This window comes from Bradyrhizobium sp. DN3 (assembly GCF_041357655.1).
Taxonomy (GTDB): domain Bacteria; phylum Pseudomonadota; class Alphaproteobacteria; order Rhizobiales; family Xanthobacteraceae; genus Bradyrhizobium.
Map to the genome: position 1 here is coordinate 20,373 of NZ_JAULLN010000028.1, position 15,557 is coordinate 35,929.

General features: G+C 65.4%; 12 protein-coding genes. 7 read left to right on the top strand and 5 right to left on the bottom strand.

Going from position 1 to position 15,557, the window contains the following annotated elements; translation table 11 throughout:
• Window positions 1-29 precede the first annotated feature (29 nt).
• Both AAE027_RS31875 and galE read right to left on the bottom strand, forming a co-directional pair.
• Window positions 30-1,832, bottom strand: a complete 1,803-nt coding sequence (locus AAE027_RS31875; RefSeq protein ID WP_370989870.1) for an ABC transporter ATP-binding protein — start codon at window positions 1,830-1,832, stop codon at window positions 30-32.
• Between the two features lie 118 nt (window positions 1,833-1,950).
• Window positions 1,951-2,964 carry a UDP-glucose 4-epimerase GalE gene (galE, locus tag AAE027_RS31880; protein WP_370989871.1) on the bottom strand — a complete coding sequence of 338 codons (1,014 nt, stop codon included), beginning with the start codon at window positions 2,962-2,964 and terminating at the stop codon, window positions 1,951-1,953.
• 125 nt (window positions 2,965-3,089) lie between these two features.
• Between galE and AAE027_RS31885 the strand changes: the two genes are divergently transcribed.
• The gene (locus tag AAE027_RS31885) at window positions 3,090-4,127 is read left to right on the top strand and encodes a glycosyltransferase family 4 protein (protein ID WP_370989872.1); all 1,038 of its coding nucleotides are present in this window, start codon (window positions 3,090-3,092) and stop codon (window positions 4,125-4,127) included.
• 179 nt (window positions 4,128-4,306) lie between these two features.
• On the opposite strand, the gene waaF is transcribed toward AAE027_RS31885, so the two are convergent.
• Window positions 4,307-5,377, bottom strand: coding sequence for a lipopolysaccharide heptosyltransferase II (waaF, locus tag AAE027_RS31890; RefSeq protein WP_370989873.1), 1,071 nt, complete (start codon window positions 5,375-5,377; stop codon window positions 4,307-4,309).
• Between the two features lie 158 nt (window positions 5,378-5,535).
• Here waaF and rfaD point away from each other — a divergent pair, with 158 nt between their 5' ends.
• The 5 genes from rfaD to AAE027_RS31915 all read left to right on the top strand — a co-directional run bounded on the left by rfaD (window position 5,536) and on the right by AAE027_RS31915 (window position 12,363).
• On the top strand, window positions 5,536-6,516 hold the full coding sequence (gene rfaD, locus AAE027_RS31895; RefSeq protein WP_370989874.1) for an ADP-glyceromanno-heptose 6-epimerase: 981 nt from the start codon (window positions 5,536-5,538) through the stop codon (window positions 6,514-6,516).
• 12 nt (window positions 6,517-6,528) lie between these two features.
• Window positions 6,529-8,013, top strand: coding sequence for a D-glycero-beta-D-manno-heptose-7-phosphate kinase (rfaE1, locus tag AAE027_RS31900; protein ID WP_370989875.1), 1,485 nt, complete (start codon window positions 6,529-6,531; stop codon window positions 8,011-8,013).
• Complete coding sequence (locus AAE027_RS31905; protein ID WP_370989876.1) at window positions 8,010-9,296, top strand: O-antigen ligase family protein; 1,287 nt, start codon at window positions 8,010-8,012, stop codon at window positions 9,294-9,296. The genes rfaE1 and AAE027_RS31905 overlap by 4 nt, the downstream gene beginning before the upstream one ends.
• Window positions 9,297-9,422: 126 nt before the next feature.
• Window positions 9,423-11,333 carry an SDR family NAD(P)-dependent oxidoreductase gene (locus tag AAE027_RS31910; protein ID WP_370989877.1) on the top strand — a complete coding sequence of 637 codons (1,911 nt, stop codon included), beginning with the start codon at window positions 9,423-9,425 and terminating at the stop codon, window positions 11,331-11,333.
• Between the two features lie 85 nt (window positions 11,334-11,418).
• A complete protein-coding gene (locus AAE027_RS31915; RefSeq protein WP_370989927.1) occupies window positions 11,419-12,363 on the top strand; it encodes an NAD-dependent epimerase/dehydratase family protein in 945 nt (314 codons plus the stop codon).
• Here the strand turns inward: AAE027_RS31915 and AAE027_RS31920 are convergent.
• Window positions 12,351-13,370, bottom strand: coding sequence for an MraY family glycosyltransferase (locus AAE027_RS31920; protein WP_370989878.1), 1,020 nt, complete (start codon window positions 13,368-13,370; stop codon window positions 12,351-12,353). The two genes, AAE027_RS31915 and AAE027_RS31920, sit on opposite strands and share 13 nt — an antisense overlap.
• The gene (locus AAE027_RS31925) at window positions 13,367-14,326 is read right to left on the bottom strand and encodes a lysylphosphatidylglycerol synthase transmembrane domain-containing protein (RefSeq protein WP_370989879.1); all 960 of its coding nucleotides are present in this window, start codon (window positions 14,324-14,326) and stop codon (window positions 13,367-13,369) included. The genes AAE027_RS31920 and AAE027_RS31925 overlap by 4 nt, the downstream gene beginning before the upstream one ends.
• 235 nt (window positions 14,327-14,561) lie before the next feature.
• Between AAE027_RS31925 and AAE027_RS31930 the strand changes: the two genes are divergently transcribed.
• Complete coding sequence (locus AAE027_RS31930; protein ID WP_370989880.1) at window positions 14,562-15,551, top strand: NAD-dependent epimerase; 990 nt, start codon at window positions 14,562-14,564, stop codon at window positions 15,549-15,551.
• Window positions 15,552-15,557: the final 6 nt, after the last annotated feature.

Below are 15,557 nucleotides of genomic sequence, written 5' to 3' on the forward strand. Positions count from 1 at the left end.
CTCGCGGCTCTTGAGGTTGATAAGGAACTCTATGCGGTTGCGCTGATCGGCGCCAGTGTGCCGGCATCGTGATGTTGCAGGCGGAAGAACGAGGCGTAGCGGCCGGACCGGCGCAAGAGCTCGTCATGCCGGCCCTGCTCGACGATCTCGCCGCCCTCGACCACCAGGATGCTATCTGCGTGCATGATGGTGTGCAGGCGGTGCGCGATCACGATGGTGGTGCGGTTCCGGCAGAGATGCTCGATCGCCTCCTGCACCTGACGCTCGGACTCCGAATCGAGCGCGGCGGTGGCTTCGTCCAGGAGGATGATCGGCGCGTTCTTGATCAGCGCGCGCGCCACCGCGATGCGCTGGCGCTGGCCGCCGGAGAGCTGCGTGCCGTGCTCGCCCACCGGCGTGTCGTAGCCGAGCGGGAAGCCCATGATAAAATCATGCGCGCAGGCCGCCTTCGCCGCCTCGATGATTTCCTGTTCGGTCGCGCGGGGCCGGCCGAAGGCGATGTTGTTGCGGATGGTGTCGCGGAACAAATAGACGTCCTGGCCGACATAGGCGGTCTGCGCCCGCAGCGATTTGCGCGACACTGAATTGATCGACTGGCCGTCGATCACGATCTCGCCTTGCGTCACCTCGTAGAAGCGCAAGAGCAGCGCCAGCACGGTTGACTTGCCGCCGCCGGACGGGCCGACCAGTGCGGTGACTTTGCCCGGCTCGGCGATGAAGCTCATGCGATTGAGCACGGTCTCGCCTGAGCGATAGGAGAAGCTGACGTCGCGGAGCTCGATGCGGGCATCTGACAGCTTCAGCGCCGGCTTGTCGTCGTCGGACTGCTCGCTCGCGGGGCTGTCGACGACCTCGAGCAGCATGCGCGCGCCGACCAGCTGGCTGTTGAGGTCGATGTTGAGCCGCGCCAGCCGCTTGGCCGGCTCGGTCGCCATCAGGAACGCAGTCATGAAGGAGAAGAATGCGCCGGGCGTCGCATTGAGCGCGACCACGGCGTAGCCGCCGTACATCAGGCAGCCGGCGACCGCGAAGCCCCCGAGCATCTCCATCAGCGGGTTGGAGCGGTTGGCGACGCGGGCCATCTTGTTGGCGTTGCGCTCGACGACCGCGATGTTCTCGTCGATGCGGTTCTGCATGGTGTCTTCGAGCGTGAACGCCTTGACCGTGCGGATGCCTTGCAGCGATTCCTGCATCGTCTCCAGGATGTCGGCGGTGCCGGTGAACTGGTTGTGCGCAAGGCCCTTGATGCGCTTGACCAGCTTGCGCAGCACCAGCATCGCAGGCGGCACCGCGACGAGGCCGATGAACGACATCAGCGGATCCTGCCACACCATCACGCCGATCATGGCGAGCAGCATCAACAGGTCGCGCCCGATGGCGTTGACCAGCATGTTGAGCACGTCGGTGATGGACTTGGCGCCGGCGGTCAGCCGCGCCAGGAATTCAGACGAATGCCGCTCGGAGAAGAAGCCGACGCTTTCGCGCATCAGCTTGGCGAACAGCTGGCGCTGGTTGGTGGCGAGGATGGCGTTACTGATCTTGGTCAGGATCACCATGTGGCCGTAGGTCGCCACGCCCTTGATGAACAGCAGCACCACCGTGATGCCCGAGAACATCGCGATGCCCGGGATATTCTTGTCGACATAGGCCTGGTTGATGACCTGGCCGAGCACATAGGTCGCGCATGCGGTTGAGCCTGCGGCGAGCGCCATCAGCGCAAAGGCGACGAGGTAGCGCCGCCAGTAGACGACCCCTTGTTCCATGACCAGGCGGCGAATCAGGACCGCTGCCGCATAGGGATCGTCGGTGATTTTCTTTGGAAACTGGGCCATCCGGTGTCCATTGACGGCGCAGGACAAAGCCTGCCCGCGCGTCAGGGATCGATGGGCCTCTGTGCCCGCTCAAGCGGGGTTTTTCAAGCCCAATTAAGGGCTTGCGCTCGGGATGATTCTAGGCCGAGACGGCGTGGCGAAGCTCGCCGTGGCGCTCGCGGAACAGCTTGTCCTCCCAGGCCAGCGCATGCGCGGCGATGGTCTCGAGGTCCTCGTATTGCGGCTTCCAGTCGAGCAGGCCGCGGATGCGGCTGGTGTCGGCGACCATGGTCATGATGTCGCCGGGCCGGCGCGGGGCGTATTGCACGGCGAAGCTGCGGCCCGAAACCCGGCGCACCGCGTCGATTGTCTCCAGCACCGAATAGCCGCGGCCATAGCCGCAATTGAGCGTCGTCGAGGCGCCGCCATTGCGCAAGTACGCCAGCGCGGAGCGATGCGCCTGCGAGAGGTCCGTGACGTGGATGAAGTCGCGGATGCAGCTTCCGTCCGGGGTCGGATAGTCGGTGCCGAACACGTCGATCTTGGCGCGCTGACCGGTGGCGGCTTCCACCGCGATCTTGAGCAGATGCGTGGCGCCGACGGTGGCAAGGCCGATGCGCGCCTGCGGATCGGCGCCGGCGACGTTGAAGTAGCGCAAGGTCACATATTGCATACCGAAGGCAGCGGCGACGTCGTGCAGCATGATCTCCGTCATCAGCTTCGACGAGCCGTAAGGCGACAGCGGCCGCGTCGGCACGTGCTCGGGCACCGGCACCTGGTCCGGATTGCCGTAGACGGCGGCGGTCGAGGAGAAGATGAAGCGGCCGATGCCGCGCTTGACTGCGACGTTGAGCAGATTGCGCGCGGTCGTGAAGTTGTTGCGATAGTATCCGAGCGGATCGCGCATCGAATCCGGCACGACGACCGAGCCGGCGAAATGGATGATGCTCTCGATGTCGTGCTGCGCGATCACGCCTTCGAGCAGGTTCTCGTCGCCGGCATCGCCAATGAACAGCGGCACGCCTTCCGGCAGATAGGTGGAGAAACCTGTGGAGAGATCGTCGATCACGACGACGTCCTCGCCGGCTTCCGCCAGCGCCAGGACCGTGTGACTTCCGATGTAGCCGGCGCCGCCGGTGACTAGCACAGTCATGATCTCACCCGTCTTCGATCAACGCGCAAACTAGCGCTGGCGTGGTGAAGAGGGGGTATCGGCGCGGCTGAACTGGTCACTATGCTTAATGTTGCGTATAGGGGATCTGCTAAACGGAGCATGACGTGGCGAATTTCCCCGGCGATCTCGAACTGATCGTGCCAAATCTGCACAGGCGCTATTCCGGGGTCACCGCGACCAATCGGATGGTGGCGCCGCGGCTGGCGAAACTGTATCGCGCGGCGTGGTTCGGCTCCGATGCGCCGGACGGGATTGCGCGCCTGAGCGCTGCGGATTTCGTGAAACTATGGCGGCGCAAGGCGCCGCTGATCTGGCATGCGCGCCGCAACAACGAGATGATCGCCGGCGTCGTGTTGCGCGCGCTGGGCTGGCCCTTGAAGCTCGTGTTCACCTCGGCGGCGCAGCGGCATCACAGCTGGATCACGCGCTGGCTGATCCGGCGCATGGATGCGATCATTGCAACGAGCGACATCTCGGCATCGTTCCTGAAAGTGAAGGCAACCGTGATTCCGCATGGCGTCGACACCGACGTCTACGCACCGCCGACAGATCGCGCCGCTGCCTTCGCGGAAGCGGCGCTGCCGGGCCGCCACGCGATTGGCTGCTTCGGCCGCGTGCGCGCGCAGAAGGGCACCGACGTGTTCGTCGATGCGATGTGCCGGCTGCTGCCGCGCTATCCCGATTTCACCGCAGTCATCGTCGGCCAGGTCACGCCCGAGCAGACGCCCTTTGCCAACGACCTGAAGCAGCGCATCGCGGCCGCCGGCCTGCAATCGCGCATCGTCATCACCGGCGAGTTGCCGATCGGCGAGGTGCAGCGCTGGTATCAGCGATTGACGATCTACGCCTTCACCTCACGCAATGAAGGTTTTGGCCTGACACTGATCGAGGCGATGGCGGCCGGCAGCGCCCTCGTCGCCGCACGCGCCGGTGCAGCCGAGCTCGTGGTCGAAGATGGCGTGACCGGCGTGCTGATGCCGCCGGGCGATGTCGATGCGCTGGTCGCCGCGCTGGAGCCGCTGATGCGTGATGTGGACGCCGCGACCGCGATGGGCGCGCGCGGGCGGGCAAGGGTGCTCGAACGCTTCAGCCTGGATGCGGAGGCGGCGCGGATCGGCGAGGTCTATCGGCCGCTGCTCTGAACCGGCTTTTTCGCGACCGCCAAACAAAAAGTGCGAAAACAACCCCATGCACAGTAGCCGCGGTCAGCAAGATCAATGGCTTGGCTGGGAGCTCGTTTTTCTTGCGGATTTTTCGAATCGCGTTTGACTTGTCGGGCAAAACACTGGCAGGATGTCATCATTGGCGCTGCTCGCCCCGCTCACGTCGTCGCCCGCGCCCCCACCTCACCCAGCACCCGCTGCGCTATCGCCACCACCTCGCTCGCCGCGATGTCGCGCATGCAGCGGTGATCGTTCATCTTGCAGATCGTGCTCTGGCAGGGCTGGCAGGACAGCACGCTCTTGTCCTGTATGACGGTCGCGGCGAGGCCGTTGAGGGGGGCCCAGAGATAGGGGCTGGTCGGGCCGAAGATGCCCATGGTGGGCGTGCCCAGGGCGGCTGCGATGTGCATCAGGCCGGAATCGTTGGAGATGGCGACGCCGGCCGCGGCCATGGCCAGCACGCCGTTGCGCAAATCGTTGCCGGTGAGGTCCCGCACCCCCGCGCCGCCGGCCGCGACGATTTCCTGAGCGAGGCCCTTTTCCGCGGGGCCGCCGACCACCCAGACCTCCAGGCCGCGCTCGACCAGCAACCGGGCGGCCTCGGGATAGTAGGTCCAGCGTTTTGACACCCCGACCGAGCCGGGGGCCAGCGCTACGGCTGTGCCGGCGTTGAGGCCATTGGCTTGCCGCCAGCGGACGATCTCCTCGGCGGGGACGCGCAATTGCGGCACCGGCCATTCCGGAGGCAGCGGGGCGCCATCGGGCTGGGCGAGGGCGGCGTTCTTGTCGATGAAACGGGGCAGTTTCTTCTCGCCCCAGCGCCAGCGATTGATCAGGCCGAACCGGAACTCGCCGACGAAGCCGACCCGTTCAGGAATGCCCGCCAGCGCGGGCGCGATGGCCGCCTTCCAGGTTCGGGGCAGCACCAGGGCGGTGCCGTAGTTCCGCTCGCGCAGGAGTTTTGCCAAGCTGAGCTGGCGGCTCACTGCAAGCCGGCCGCGCGGCAGGTCCCGGACGATCCCAGCGCGCACGCCGGGCATGTAATCGACCAGCGGGGCGCACAGGGAGGTGGTCAGGAGATCGACCGGCCGGTTGGGCCAGCGCTCCTTCAGGACCCGCACGACGGTGTGATTCCGGACGAAATCGCCGATCCACATGTAGGGAATGATCAGGATCGGGCTTGTGTCGTCCCGGTCGGCATGTCCACTAAGCTGCGAATCTATATTCATTTGTTAATTGGGCCGAAAGCGAGCTGTATGGCCGTTCGGTTAGCCGCTCCGGGCCGGCAGGTAAAGCCGGCTGAGGACCGATCCCAAAACCGCTTACACTTTGCCGGATCATGCGCTACGGCAGGACCGGGCTTTCAGAAATCGGGCAGGTAGGTGGAATGTTGCTGGTGACCGGCGGGGCCGGTTTTATCGGATCGAATGTCGTCGCCGCGCTCAACGAGGCCGGCCGCAGCGACGTCGTGGTCTGTGATCTCCTCGGTTCTGACGGCAAATGGCGCAACCTCGCCAAGCGGCAGCTTGTGGATATCGTCCCGCCAGCCGAGCTGGGGGACTGGCTGAAGGGCCGCAAGCTCGACGCCATGATCCATCTCGGGGCGATTTCCGAGACCACTGCGATCGACGGCGATCTCGTGATCGAGACCAATTTCCGCCTGTCGATGCGCCTCTTGGACTGGTGCACGGCGAATGCGGTGCCGTTCATCTATGCCTCATCGGCGGCGACTTACGGCGATGGCGCGGACGGCTTTGACGACGACGCCTCGCTGCCCGCGCTGAAGAAGCTGCGGCCGATGAATCTCTACGGCTGGAGCAAGCACCTGTTCGACCTCACAGTTGCCGAGCGCGTCGCGAACGGTGATCGGCTGCCGCCGCAATGGGCGGGCCTGAAATTCTTCAACGTGTTCGGCCCCAACGAATACCACAAGGGCTCGATGATGAGCGTGCTGGCGCGCCGCTTCGACGACGTGAAAGCGGGCCGCGTCGTGCAGCTGTTCAAGTCGCATCGTGAAGGCATCGAAGACGGCGACCAGCGCCGCGATTTCATCTATGTCGACGACGTCGTGCGCGTCGTCATGTGGCTGCTGGCGACGCCGTCGGTCTCCGGCCTGTTCAATGTCGGGACCGGAAAGGCACGCAGCTTCAAGGACCTGATGCTGGCAGCCTATGCCGCGCTCGGCAAAAGGCCCAATATCGAATACATCGACATGCCCGAGGCGATCCGGGGCAGCTATCAATACTTCACCCAGAGCAAGGTCGATCGTCTCCACCGCGCCGGCTACAACGGCGGCTTCACGACGCTCGAGGATGCGGTCAGGGCCTATGTCGGGGACTATCTCGACCGGCCCGACCGCTTCCGCTGAGGCCCCGCGATCATGCCGACACCCATTCTCGATTTCGATGCCCTCGCACAAGCCATCGGCGGCCGCACGGTGCTGTGCGTCGGCGACATCATGCTGGACGAGTTCGTCTATGGCGAGGTGTCGCGGATCTCGCCGGAAGCGCCCGCGCCGGTGATCTCGGCACAGCGCAGCGAGATCCATATCGGCGGCGCCGGCAACGTCGCGCGCAACGTCGCCTCCCTCGGCGCGCGCTGCATCTTCGTCGGCCTCGTCGGCGAGGACGATGCGGGCAGGCGGCTCGCCTCGGCGCTGGCGGAGTACGCCGGCATCGACAGCGTTCTGGTGAGCGACTCCTCGCGCCCGACCACGCGAAAAGTCCGCTTCGTCTCCGAGCATTTTTCCACGCACATGCTGCGTGCGGATTGGGAGCAGGCGGGGCCTGCCTCCGATGCCACCGAGACGAAACTGATCGAGGCGATCCTGCCGCAGATCGCGCGCGCCGACATCGTGCTGCTGTCCGACTACGCCAAGGGCGTGCTGACCGCACGCGTGATCCGCCACACCATCGACGCTGCGCGAAAGCTCGGCAAGCCCGTGATCGTCGATCCCAAGAGCCTGAACTGGGCGATCTATCGCGGAGCGACACTGCTCACGCCCAACCGCAAGGAGTTTTCGGAAGCGACGCGGAGCCGCGCCGACACCACGCAGAGCATCGTCGATGCCAGCGAGGACGTGATGCGGCTCGCCGATTGCGAGGCGATCCTGGTCACGCTGGGCGAGCACGGCATGACGCTGGTGCCGCGCAGCGGCGAGGCCGTTCATGTTCCGGCTTTCCCGGTGAAGGTGCGCGACGTCTCCGGCGCCGGCGACACCGTCGCCGCCGCGCTTGCGGTGTCGCTCGCAACGGGCGCGGACTGGGACGCGGCGCTGCGCATGGCCAATGCCGCCGCCGCCGTCGCCGTCGGCAAGCAGGGCACCGCCACCGTGAGCGCGGCCGAGCTGCGGCGAAAGATCCTGCCGCACGCCTATCTCGCCGCCGAGGAGAAGATCGTGCTCGAGCCGGGCGTGCTGGACGCGCAACTCGCCGAATGGAAGAGACAGGGCCAGCGCGTCGGCTTCACCAATGGCTGTTTCGACATCCTGCACCCCGGCCACGTCAAAGTGCTGACCGCGGCGCGCGCCGCCTGTGACCGCCTGATCGTGGGTCTCAACAGCGACGCCTCGGTGCGGCGGCTGAAGGGTGCCGATCGCCCGGTCCAGGACGAGCGCGCGCGTGCCGAGGTGCTGGCTGCGCTGGAGGCCGTCGATCTCGTCGTCATCTTCGAGGAGGACACGCCGATCGAGCTGATCACCAAGATCAAGCCCGGCGTGCTGGTCAAGGGCGGCGACTACACCCGCGAGCAGGTCGTCGGCCACGAGGTCGTCGAGGCCGCGGGTGGGACGGTCGTGCTGGTCGATATCCTTCAGGGCTTCAGCACCACCGCGCTGGTGCATCGCGCGCGGGGAGAGGACAAGTGACGGCGCTCGCCCGCGAGACGGCGGGCCAGATGCTCGGGCGGCGCCTGCGCAGCCCGGCGGCTTGGCGCGAGACGGTCGACATTCTTGCGGTGCTGACCGCGGCTTCGCTGCCATGGTCGACGTCGCTTGCGGGGATCTTCAATGCCCTGATGCTGCTCTGCATGGTGCCGTTCCTCGACCTCCGCACGTTCCTGCAATCGCTGAAGCGTCCGATCTGCGTTGCGCCGATCGCACTGGTCGTTCTCGCGCTGGTCGGGACGCTGTGGTCGGATGCGACCTGGGGCGCGCGCCTGTATGCGGTCAATCCAACCGTCAAGCTGCTCGTGCTGCCCGTCCTGCTCTACCATTTCGAGCGCTCGCAGCGCGGGCATTGGGTGCTCGTCGCCTTCCTGGTGTCCTGTGCGCTGTTGTCGGTGATGTCGTGGCTGGTCGCCTTCTATCCCAACCTCGCGCTCAAGACCGATGCGCCCGAACGCGGCATCTTCGTCAAGAACTACATCGACCAGAGCCAGGAATTCACGCTTTGCGCGGTCGCGCTCGCCTATCCGATCGTGATGCTGCTGCGTGAGAAGCGTTACTGGCTCGCCGGGCTGCTCACGGCGCTGGCGCTCAGCTTCTTCGTCAACATGGCCTTCGTGGTGGTGTCGCGCACGGCGCTCGTCACCATTCCGATCATGTTCGGCGTGTTCGCGCTGCTTCATCTCAAATGGCGCAGCATTGCGATCATCGCCGCCGCTCTGCTCGCCGGCGCCGTTCTGGCCTGGCAGGCTTCGCCGCATTTGCGCCAGACCGCTGAGAGGTTTACCAACGAGTACACGCGCTATGTGGAAAGGGGCGAGCCGACCTCGATCGGGCTGCGGCTCGAATTCTGGCGGAAATCGCTCGGCTTCTTCGCGGAGGCGCCGGTCGTGGGGCACGGCACGGGCTCGACGCGCGGATTGTTCGAGCGGGTCGCGACACCCGGGGGGCAGTACCAGGCGTCCGCCGAAGTGATCGGCAATCCGCATAACCAGACGCTGAACGTCGCCGTGCAATGGGGCGCCATCGGCATCGCCGTTCTCTACGCGATCTGGATCCTGCACCTGCTGTTGTTTCGCGGCGACGGTTTCGCCAACTGGATCGGACTCCTGGTGGTGGTGCAGAACGTCTTCACCTCTCTGTTCAACTCCCACCTGTTCGACTTTCACGAGGGCTGGATGTACGTCATCGGCGTCGGTGTTGCCGGCGGCATGGTGATCCGGGCCCAACGGGCCGAGGCGAAGCCGGAAGAGGCCGGTTCCTGAACGGCCCTCGCGGCCGGCAGGCCTCGACTGCTAGCGTCACCTCGCAAGCCTTCTCTGGCATGTCCTGCCGAGATGGGTTATCAGCGCGGGCAGGTTGCATCTAACTGGGTTTTCATCGGTCGGCGGATGACGCGTCTTTCGCATCTCACTTTGCGCAATTTCCTGATCGCGCTCCACGACTTGCTGGCGACCACGGCGGCGCTTTTCGCCGCCTTTTATCTACGATTCGAGGGTGGCGAAGGCTTCTTCGAACGCTTGCCGCTGCTGTTCCAGATCCTGCCCTATTTTCTTGCCTTCAGCGTGGTCGTGTTCTTCGTCTTGAACCTGACCACGACGAAATGGCGGTTCATCTCGCTGCCGGACGCGCTGAACATCATTCGCGCGGCGACCGTGCTGACGGTTGCCCTGCTCGTGCTCGACTACATCTTCGTCGCGCCCAACGTTCGCGGTGCCTTCTTCCTCGGCAAGGTGACGATCGTCCTCTACTGGTTCCTGGAAATCTCCTTCCTCAGCGCTCTGCGCATGACTTATCGCTATTTCCGCTATACGCGGGTGCGGCGTCATGCGAGGACCGATGATGCCGCGCCGACGCTGCTGATCGGCCGCGCCGCGGATGCGGAGGTATTGCTGCGCGGCATCGAGAGCGGGGCGATCAAGCGCATCTGGCCGGTTGGCGTGTTGTCGCCGTCGCTTGCGGATCGAGGCCAGTTCATCCGCAACCTGCCGGTGCTGGGCGGCATCGACGATGTCGAGGACGTCATCGCGGACTTCGCCAAGCGCAACAAACCGATCGCCCGCCTGGTGATGACGCCGTCGGCGTTCGAGCCGGACGCGCATCCGGAATCGATCCTGATGCGGGCGCGCAAGTTGGGTGTGATCGTCAACCGCATGCCCTCGCTCGAGAGCGGCGACACGCCGCGGCTCACGGCTGTCGCGGTCGAAGACCTCCTGCTGCGGCCGAGCGAGAAGATCGACTATCTGCGCCTCGAAACCCTGATCAGGGGCAAGGCGGTGATCGTCACCGGCGGCGGCGGCTCGATCGGCTCCGAGATCTGCGAGCGCGTCGTCGCCTTCGGCGCCGCGCGTCTTCTGATCGTGGAAAATTCCGAGCCGGCGCTCTACGCGGTCACCGAAGCGCTCGCCGCGCATTCGGCGGCCCAGATTGAAGGGCGGATCGCCGACATTCGCGACCGCGAGCGCATCATGCGCCTGATGGCCGAGTTCAAGCCGGACATGGTCTTCCATGCCGCGGCGCTCAAGCACGTGCCGATTCTCGAGCGCGACTGGAGCGAGGGCGTCAAGACCAACATCTTCGGCTCCATGAACGTGGCCGACGCAGCGCTCGCCGCCGGCGCGGAAGCCATGGTGATGATCTCGACCGACAAGGCGATCGAGCCGGTGTCGATGCTCGGCCTGACCAAGCGTTTCGCCGAGATGTACTGCCAGGCGCTCGACCGTGATCTTGCGGCAGCGAGCGGCGGTGCCAAGCCGCCGATGCGGCTGATCTCGGTCCGGTTCGGCAATGTGCTGGCCTCGAACGGCTCGGTGGTGCCGAAATTCAAGGCCCAGATCGAGGCCGGCGGCCCCGTGACCGTGACGCATCCCGACATGGTCCGCTATTTCATGACCATCCGCGAGGCCTGCGATCTCGTCATCACGGCGGCAACGCACGCGCTCGGAGCGCAGCATTCGGACGTCTCGGTCTACGTGCTCAACATGGGCCAGCCGGTGAAGATCGTCGATCTCGCCGAGCGCATGATCCGGCTCTCCGGGCTTCAGCCGGGCTACGACATCGATATCGTGTTCACGGGCATGCGGCCGGGCGAGCGCCTGCACGAGATCCTGTTCGCTTCCGAGGAGCCGACCCGCGAGATCGGCGTCCCCGGCATCATGGCCGCTCAGCCGAACGAGCCGCCGATGCAGACCCTGCGCAAATGGATTGCGGCGCTCGAGCAGGCGATCGCGCGCGACGATCGCGCCACCATCAGGACCATCCTGAAGGATGCGGTCCCCGAATTCGGGTCGACCGCGGCCTGACCATGCAGCCTCGAGGCAAGATCGTCGTCGCCTGTGCCGCTCTGGTCGACGGATTGTTGCGCAATGTTGTTCCGGCGGAGCAATGATGAGCGAGATAAAGCCGGTCGCGCTGGTGACGGGGGCGAGCGGCTTCCTTGGCCGCCATATCGTGCCTGCGCTGATGCGGGCGGGATGGTCGGTCCGCCGCGCGGTGCGCAGCCCGGAAGGTACCGGCGAGGTCGTGATCAACTCGATCGGCCCCGAAACCGACTGGCAGGCCGCGCTTGAAGGCGTCGACGCCGTCGTCCACCTCGCCGCGCGCGTGCATTACAAGAACGAGGAGCACGCGGTCCAGCTCTACCGCGACGTCAATGTCGACGGCACACTGCATTTGGCGCGCTCCGCAGCGACGGTCGGCGTGCGCCAGTTCATCTTCATCAGCACCGTTCTCGTTCACGGCCGCAGCAATGACGGCCGTGCGCCGTTCAGCGAGAGCGATGTCCCGACGCCGCGCGGTCTCTACGGCACATCCAAGGCTGAGGCCGAGGCGGGCTTGAGGACGCTGGCGCGCGACAGCGACATGAAAATCTCGGTGATCAGGCCGCCTCTGATCTATGGCGCGGGCGCCAAGGGCAATTTCGCGCTGCTGACGCGCGCGGTCAGGCGGGGACTGCCGCTGCCCTTTGCGGCGATCCGCAACCGCCGCAACTTTCTTTCCGTGCAGAACCTGTCGTCGTTCATCCTGCACCGGCTCGCCCATTCCGACCCGGCGAGCAATTTCGAGATCTTTCTGCTGGCCGACCGGGAGCGGGTCTCGACGCCTGAATTCATCGCGTGCCTGGCGAGAGCCTCCGGCAAGAGCGCCCGGCTGTTCGGCATACCGCCAAAGCTGCTCAGTGCGGTCCTCCGCGTGACGGGCCGTCAGGATATGCAAGACGGCCTGATTCGCTCGCTCGAGCTCGACATCTCGAAGGCGATCGCAACCGGCTGGCAGCCGCAGGTCACCCTCGAGGAGGGCTTGCGCCTGGCAGTATCGGATCAGGAGCCCTGAGGCCGGGAGAAGCGGCGCAGCACGAATGCGACCGCGATCGCGCCGGCAACAAGCGCGAACACGGTGATCGCGGGCGCGGCGGCGCGGATGGTGAGGATGGCAAGCCCGGCGAGCACGAGGTTGAGCAGGAAGACCTCGCCGATCACCTGCGGCACCGTGAAGCCGTTGTCGGTGGCGCGCTGGTAGAAATGCGTGCGGTGCGCCGACCAGAACGGCTCGCGCCGCGCGATCCGTCGAAACAGCGTGATGGTGGAATCGGCGAGATAGTAGGCGGGTAACAGCAGCGCCGCGGCCGGCTGCCCGCGAAAGGCGAGCTCCAGCAGGCACCAGCCGAGCAGAAGGCCGATCGGCAGACTGCCGACATCGCCCAGGAAGACCTTTGCGACCGGACGGTTGAACGGTGCGAAGCCGAGCATGGCGCCGCACAGCGCCGTCGCGATCAGCGCGGCCGGCCACGGCAGCTCGCCGAGCCATCCCAGCAGCAGCAGCGCTACCGTGACAGGCACCACTTCCGCTGCCGTCATCAGGTCGAGCCCGTCCATGAAGTTGACGAGGTTCACGAACCAGACTCCTGCGAGCAGGATGAGACCGCGCTCCAGCGCAAGCGGCAGCGCCGGAACGATGCGCGCAGTCTCGGGCGCAGTGAATACCACGGCGCCGACGGCTGCCGCCTGCAGCACCAGCCGCAACAGCACCGGCAGCGACACGATGTCGTCGGCGAATCCGACCAGCGCGATCAAGACCGTCGCACCAACCAGCGCCGGCGGGATCGCGACGTTCGCGATAATCGCAAAGAGCGAGGCGACGATCAGCGTCGCGGCTATCACGGCGATGCCCGCACCCTGTGGGGTCGGGATGCGATGCGAGGACCGCGCGTTCGGCCGCGCCAGCGCGTAGCGCTGGAGCAGGGGACGGCTGGTCCAGGTGATGAGCGCCGACATCAGCGCGGCGATTGCGACGGCAAGCAGCGACGGCATGGCGGCGAGGGCGTCGGCGGACGGGCTCACTCGGGCACCCCGATCGGCGCCGATCCTTGCGCGGCCTTCTCCGCGCTGAGGATCCAGACCAGGCCGCCGATCGCCCCGACGATGAAGAACACCGCGCCGAACAGCAGCGAGACGTTGACACCCTCGTTTGCGGCGAGTCCGGCGAAGCCGAACGCGAGGCCCATCGTGGCTTCACGCACGCCCCAGCCCGCGATCGAGATCGGCATCATGGTGATCAGCATCACCGGCGGGACGAGCAGGAAGATCTGACCGAAGCTGATCGGTGCCGCGATCGACTGCACCACGCACCAGGCGATGACGACGGCGAGCACGTGAACGAGGATCGACAGGATCGCGACGATCGGTCCGCGGCTGCGGTTGAAGATCACGCGATTGGCGACCACGGCACAGGCGTGGATGTGATGCGTGGCCCACCAGGTCTTCAGCCAGCGCCATTTCAACGCGCCGAAGACCAGAAAGCCGAGGCCGCCCGCCAGCGCCGCGAAGTCGAGGAGCAGCAGCGCCGAGCGCCCGTTCGGATCGGTGATGAGGGCGTAGCTCCAGGGCAGGCTTGCTACGATGAGAACCGCGAGCGCGATCAAGCCGATCGCGCGATCGACGAAGATCGAGTAGGTCGCCGCGCGCCAGCCGGCGCCGGCACGCGCGACCAGCCACAGCCGGACCGCATCGCCGCCGATCGCCGACGGCAGGGTCTGGTTGAAGAAGGCGCCGATCACGTTGTAGCGCATGGCCCGGCTGAGCTCGAGCGGCGCGCCGCATTCGGCGCTGATCTCGCGCCAGCGCAGGACGCCGACGAAGATTTGCAGGAACGTGACCGCGATCGCCACGCCGATCCAGACCAGGCTGGTCACCGTGAAGCGCGAGAACAGTTCGGACAGGTCCACCTTGCGCAGCGCCAGATAGAGCAGCGCCGCGGAAATCAGGATCTTGGCCGCAGAAAGCAGGATTCGGCGCATCTCGCCCGCATCAACAGGGTTTGCGAAGATTGGAGGCAACCCGACGCGAGGCGCCGAATTCGGCCGCTTTGGTATGGTTTTGGCGCCAATCTTGCAATAGCCGTGTGTCGTCAGCCGTGTGTAAGCCGTGCAGTGGCGTCTTGAAGGGCCCTCATGAGGAGCGGCAGGCCTATTGCGGCCTCCACGATGCGGCGGCTAAACAGGTTCTGCGGGCGAGGGATCTCTGGGGAACAGGATGACGGATCAGGCGATTTTGGTCACGGGCGCTGCCGGCTTCATCGGCTTTCACGTCGCCCGGCAGCTCCTGGCCGAGGGCCGGTCCGTCGTCGGGCTCGACAATCTCAACAGCTATTACGATCCCGCGCTGAAGCGAGCACGCCTTGCACTGCTCAGTAACGAGTCCGGCTTCTCCTTCGTCGAGGCCGACCTCGCCGACCGCGAGACGATCGCGGCGCTGTTTGCGCGACATCAATTTGCCAAGGTCGTGCATCTCGCGGCCCAGGCCGGCGTGCGCTACTCGATCGAGCAGCCGCATGCCTACGCCGATTCCAATCTCCAGGGCTTTCTCAACGTGCTCGAAGGCTGCCGCAACAATGGCTGTCGTCACCTCGTCTACGCCTCGTCATCCTCCGTTTATGGCGCCAACACAAAAATGCCATTTGCCGTGCAGGATCGCACCGACCATCCCGTGAGCTTCTACGCCGCGACCAAGAAGGCGAATGAATTGATGGCGCAGTCCTACAGCCATCTCTACCGGCTGCCGGTCACGGGCCTGCGCTTCTTTACCATTTACGGCCCGTGGGGACGGCCTGATATGGCCATGTTCCTCTTTGTAGATGCCATCATGGCGGGCAGGCCGATCCGGCTCTTTAACCATGGCAGGATGCGCCGCGACTTCACCTATATTGATGACGTGACGCGTGTAGTATCCAAGCTGATCGATCTTGTGCCTGCGGACGATCCGGCTGCCGCAAATGCGCCGTCAAAGCTCTACAACGTCGGCAATCACCATCCGGAGGAACTGATGCACGTCGTCGGTCTTCTGGAGCGGGAACTGGGCCGGACGGCGATCAAAGAATTGCTGCCGATGCAGCCGGGAGATGTGCTGGAAACGTTCGCGGATGTCGAGGACCTGATGCGCGACACCGGCTTTGCGCCGTCAACGCCGATCGAGCATGGGGTCCGTAACTTTGTCACCTGGTATCGGGACTATTTCAAGGTTTGAGATGAC

What these genes read in the sequence shown, in the direction of transcription:
- AAE027_RS31875 (WP_370989870.1), bottom strand. Translation starts at nt 1,832, where the DNA reads ATGGCCCAGTTTCCAAAGAAAATCACCGACGATCCCTATGCGGCAGCG.
- AAE027_RS31925 (WP_370989879.1), bottom strand. Translation starts at nt 14,326, where the DNA reads ATGCGCCGAATCCTGCTTTCTGCGGCCAAGATCCTGATTTCCGCGGCG.
- rfaD (WP_370989874.1), top strand. Translation starts at nt 5,536, where the DNA reads ATGTTGCTGGTGACCGGCGGGGCCGGTTTTATCGGATCGAATGTCGTC.
- galE (WP_370989871.1), bottom strand. Translation starts at nt 2,964, where the DNA reads ATGACTGTGCTAGTCACCGGCGGCGCCGGCTACATCGGAAGTCACACG.
- AAE027_RS31910 (WP_370989877.1), top strand. Translation starts at nt 9,423, where the DNA reads ATGACGCGTCTTTCGCATCTCACTTTGCGCAATTTCCTGATCGCGCTC.
- AAE027_RS31915 (WP_370989927.1), top strand. Translation starts at nt 11,419, where the DNA reads ATGAGCGAGATAAAGCCGGTCGCGCTGGTGACGGGGGCGAGCGGCTTC.
- waaF (WP_370989873.1), bottom strand. Translation starts at nt 5,377, where the DNA reads ATGAATATAGATTCGCAGCTTAGTGGACATGCCGACCGGGACGACACA.
- AAE027_RS31930 (WP_370989880.1), top strand. Translation starts at nt 14,562, where the DNA reads ATGACGGATCAGGCGATTTTGGTCACGGGCGCTGCCGGCTTCATCGGC.
- rfaE1 (WP_370989875.1), top strand. Translation starts at nt 6,529, where the DNA reads ATGCCGACACCCATTCTCGATTTCGATGCCCTCGCACAAGCCATCGGC.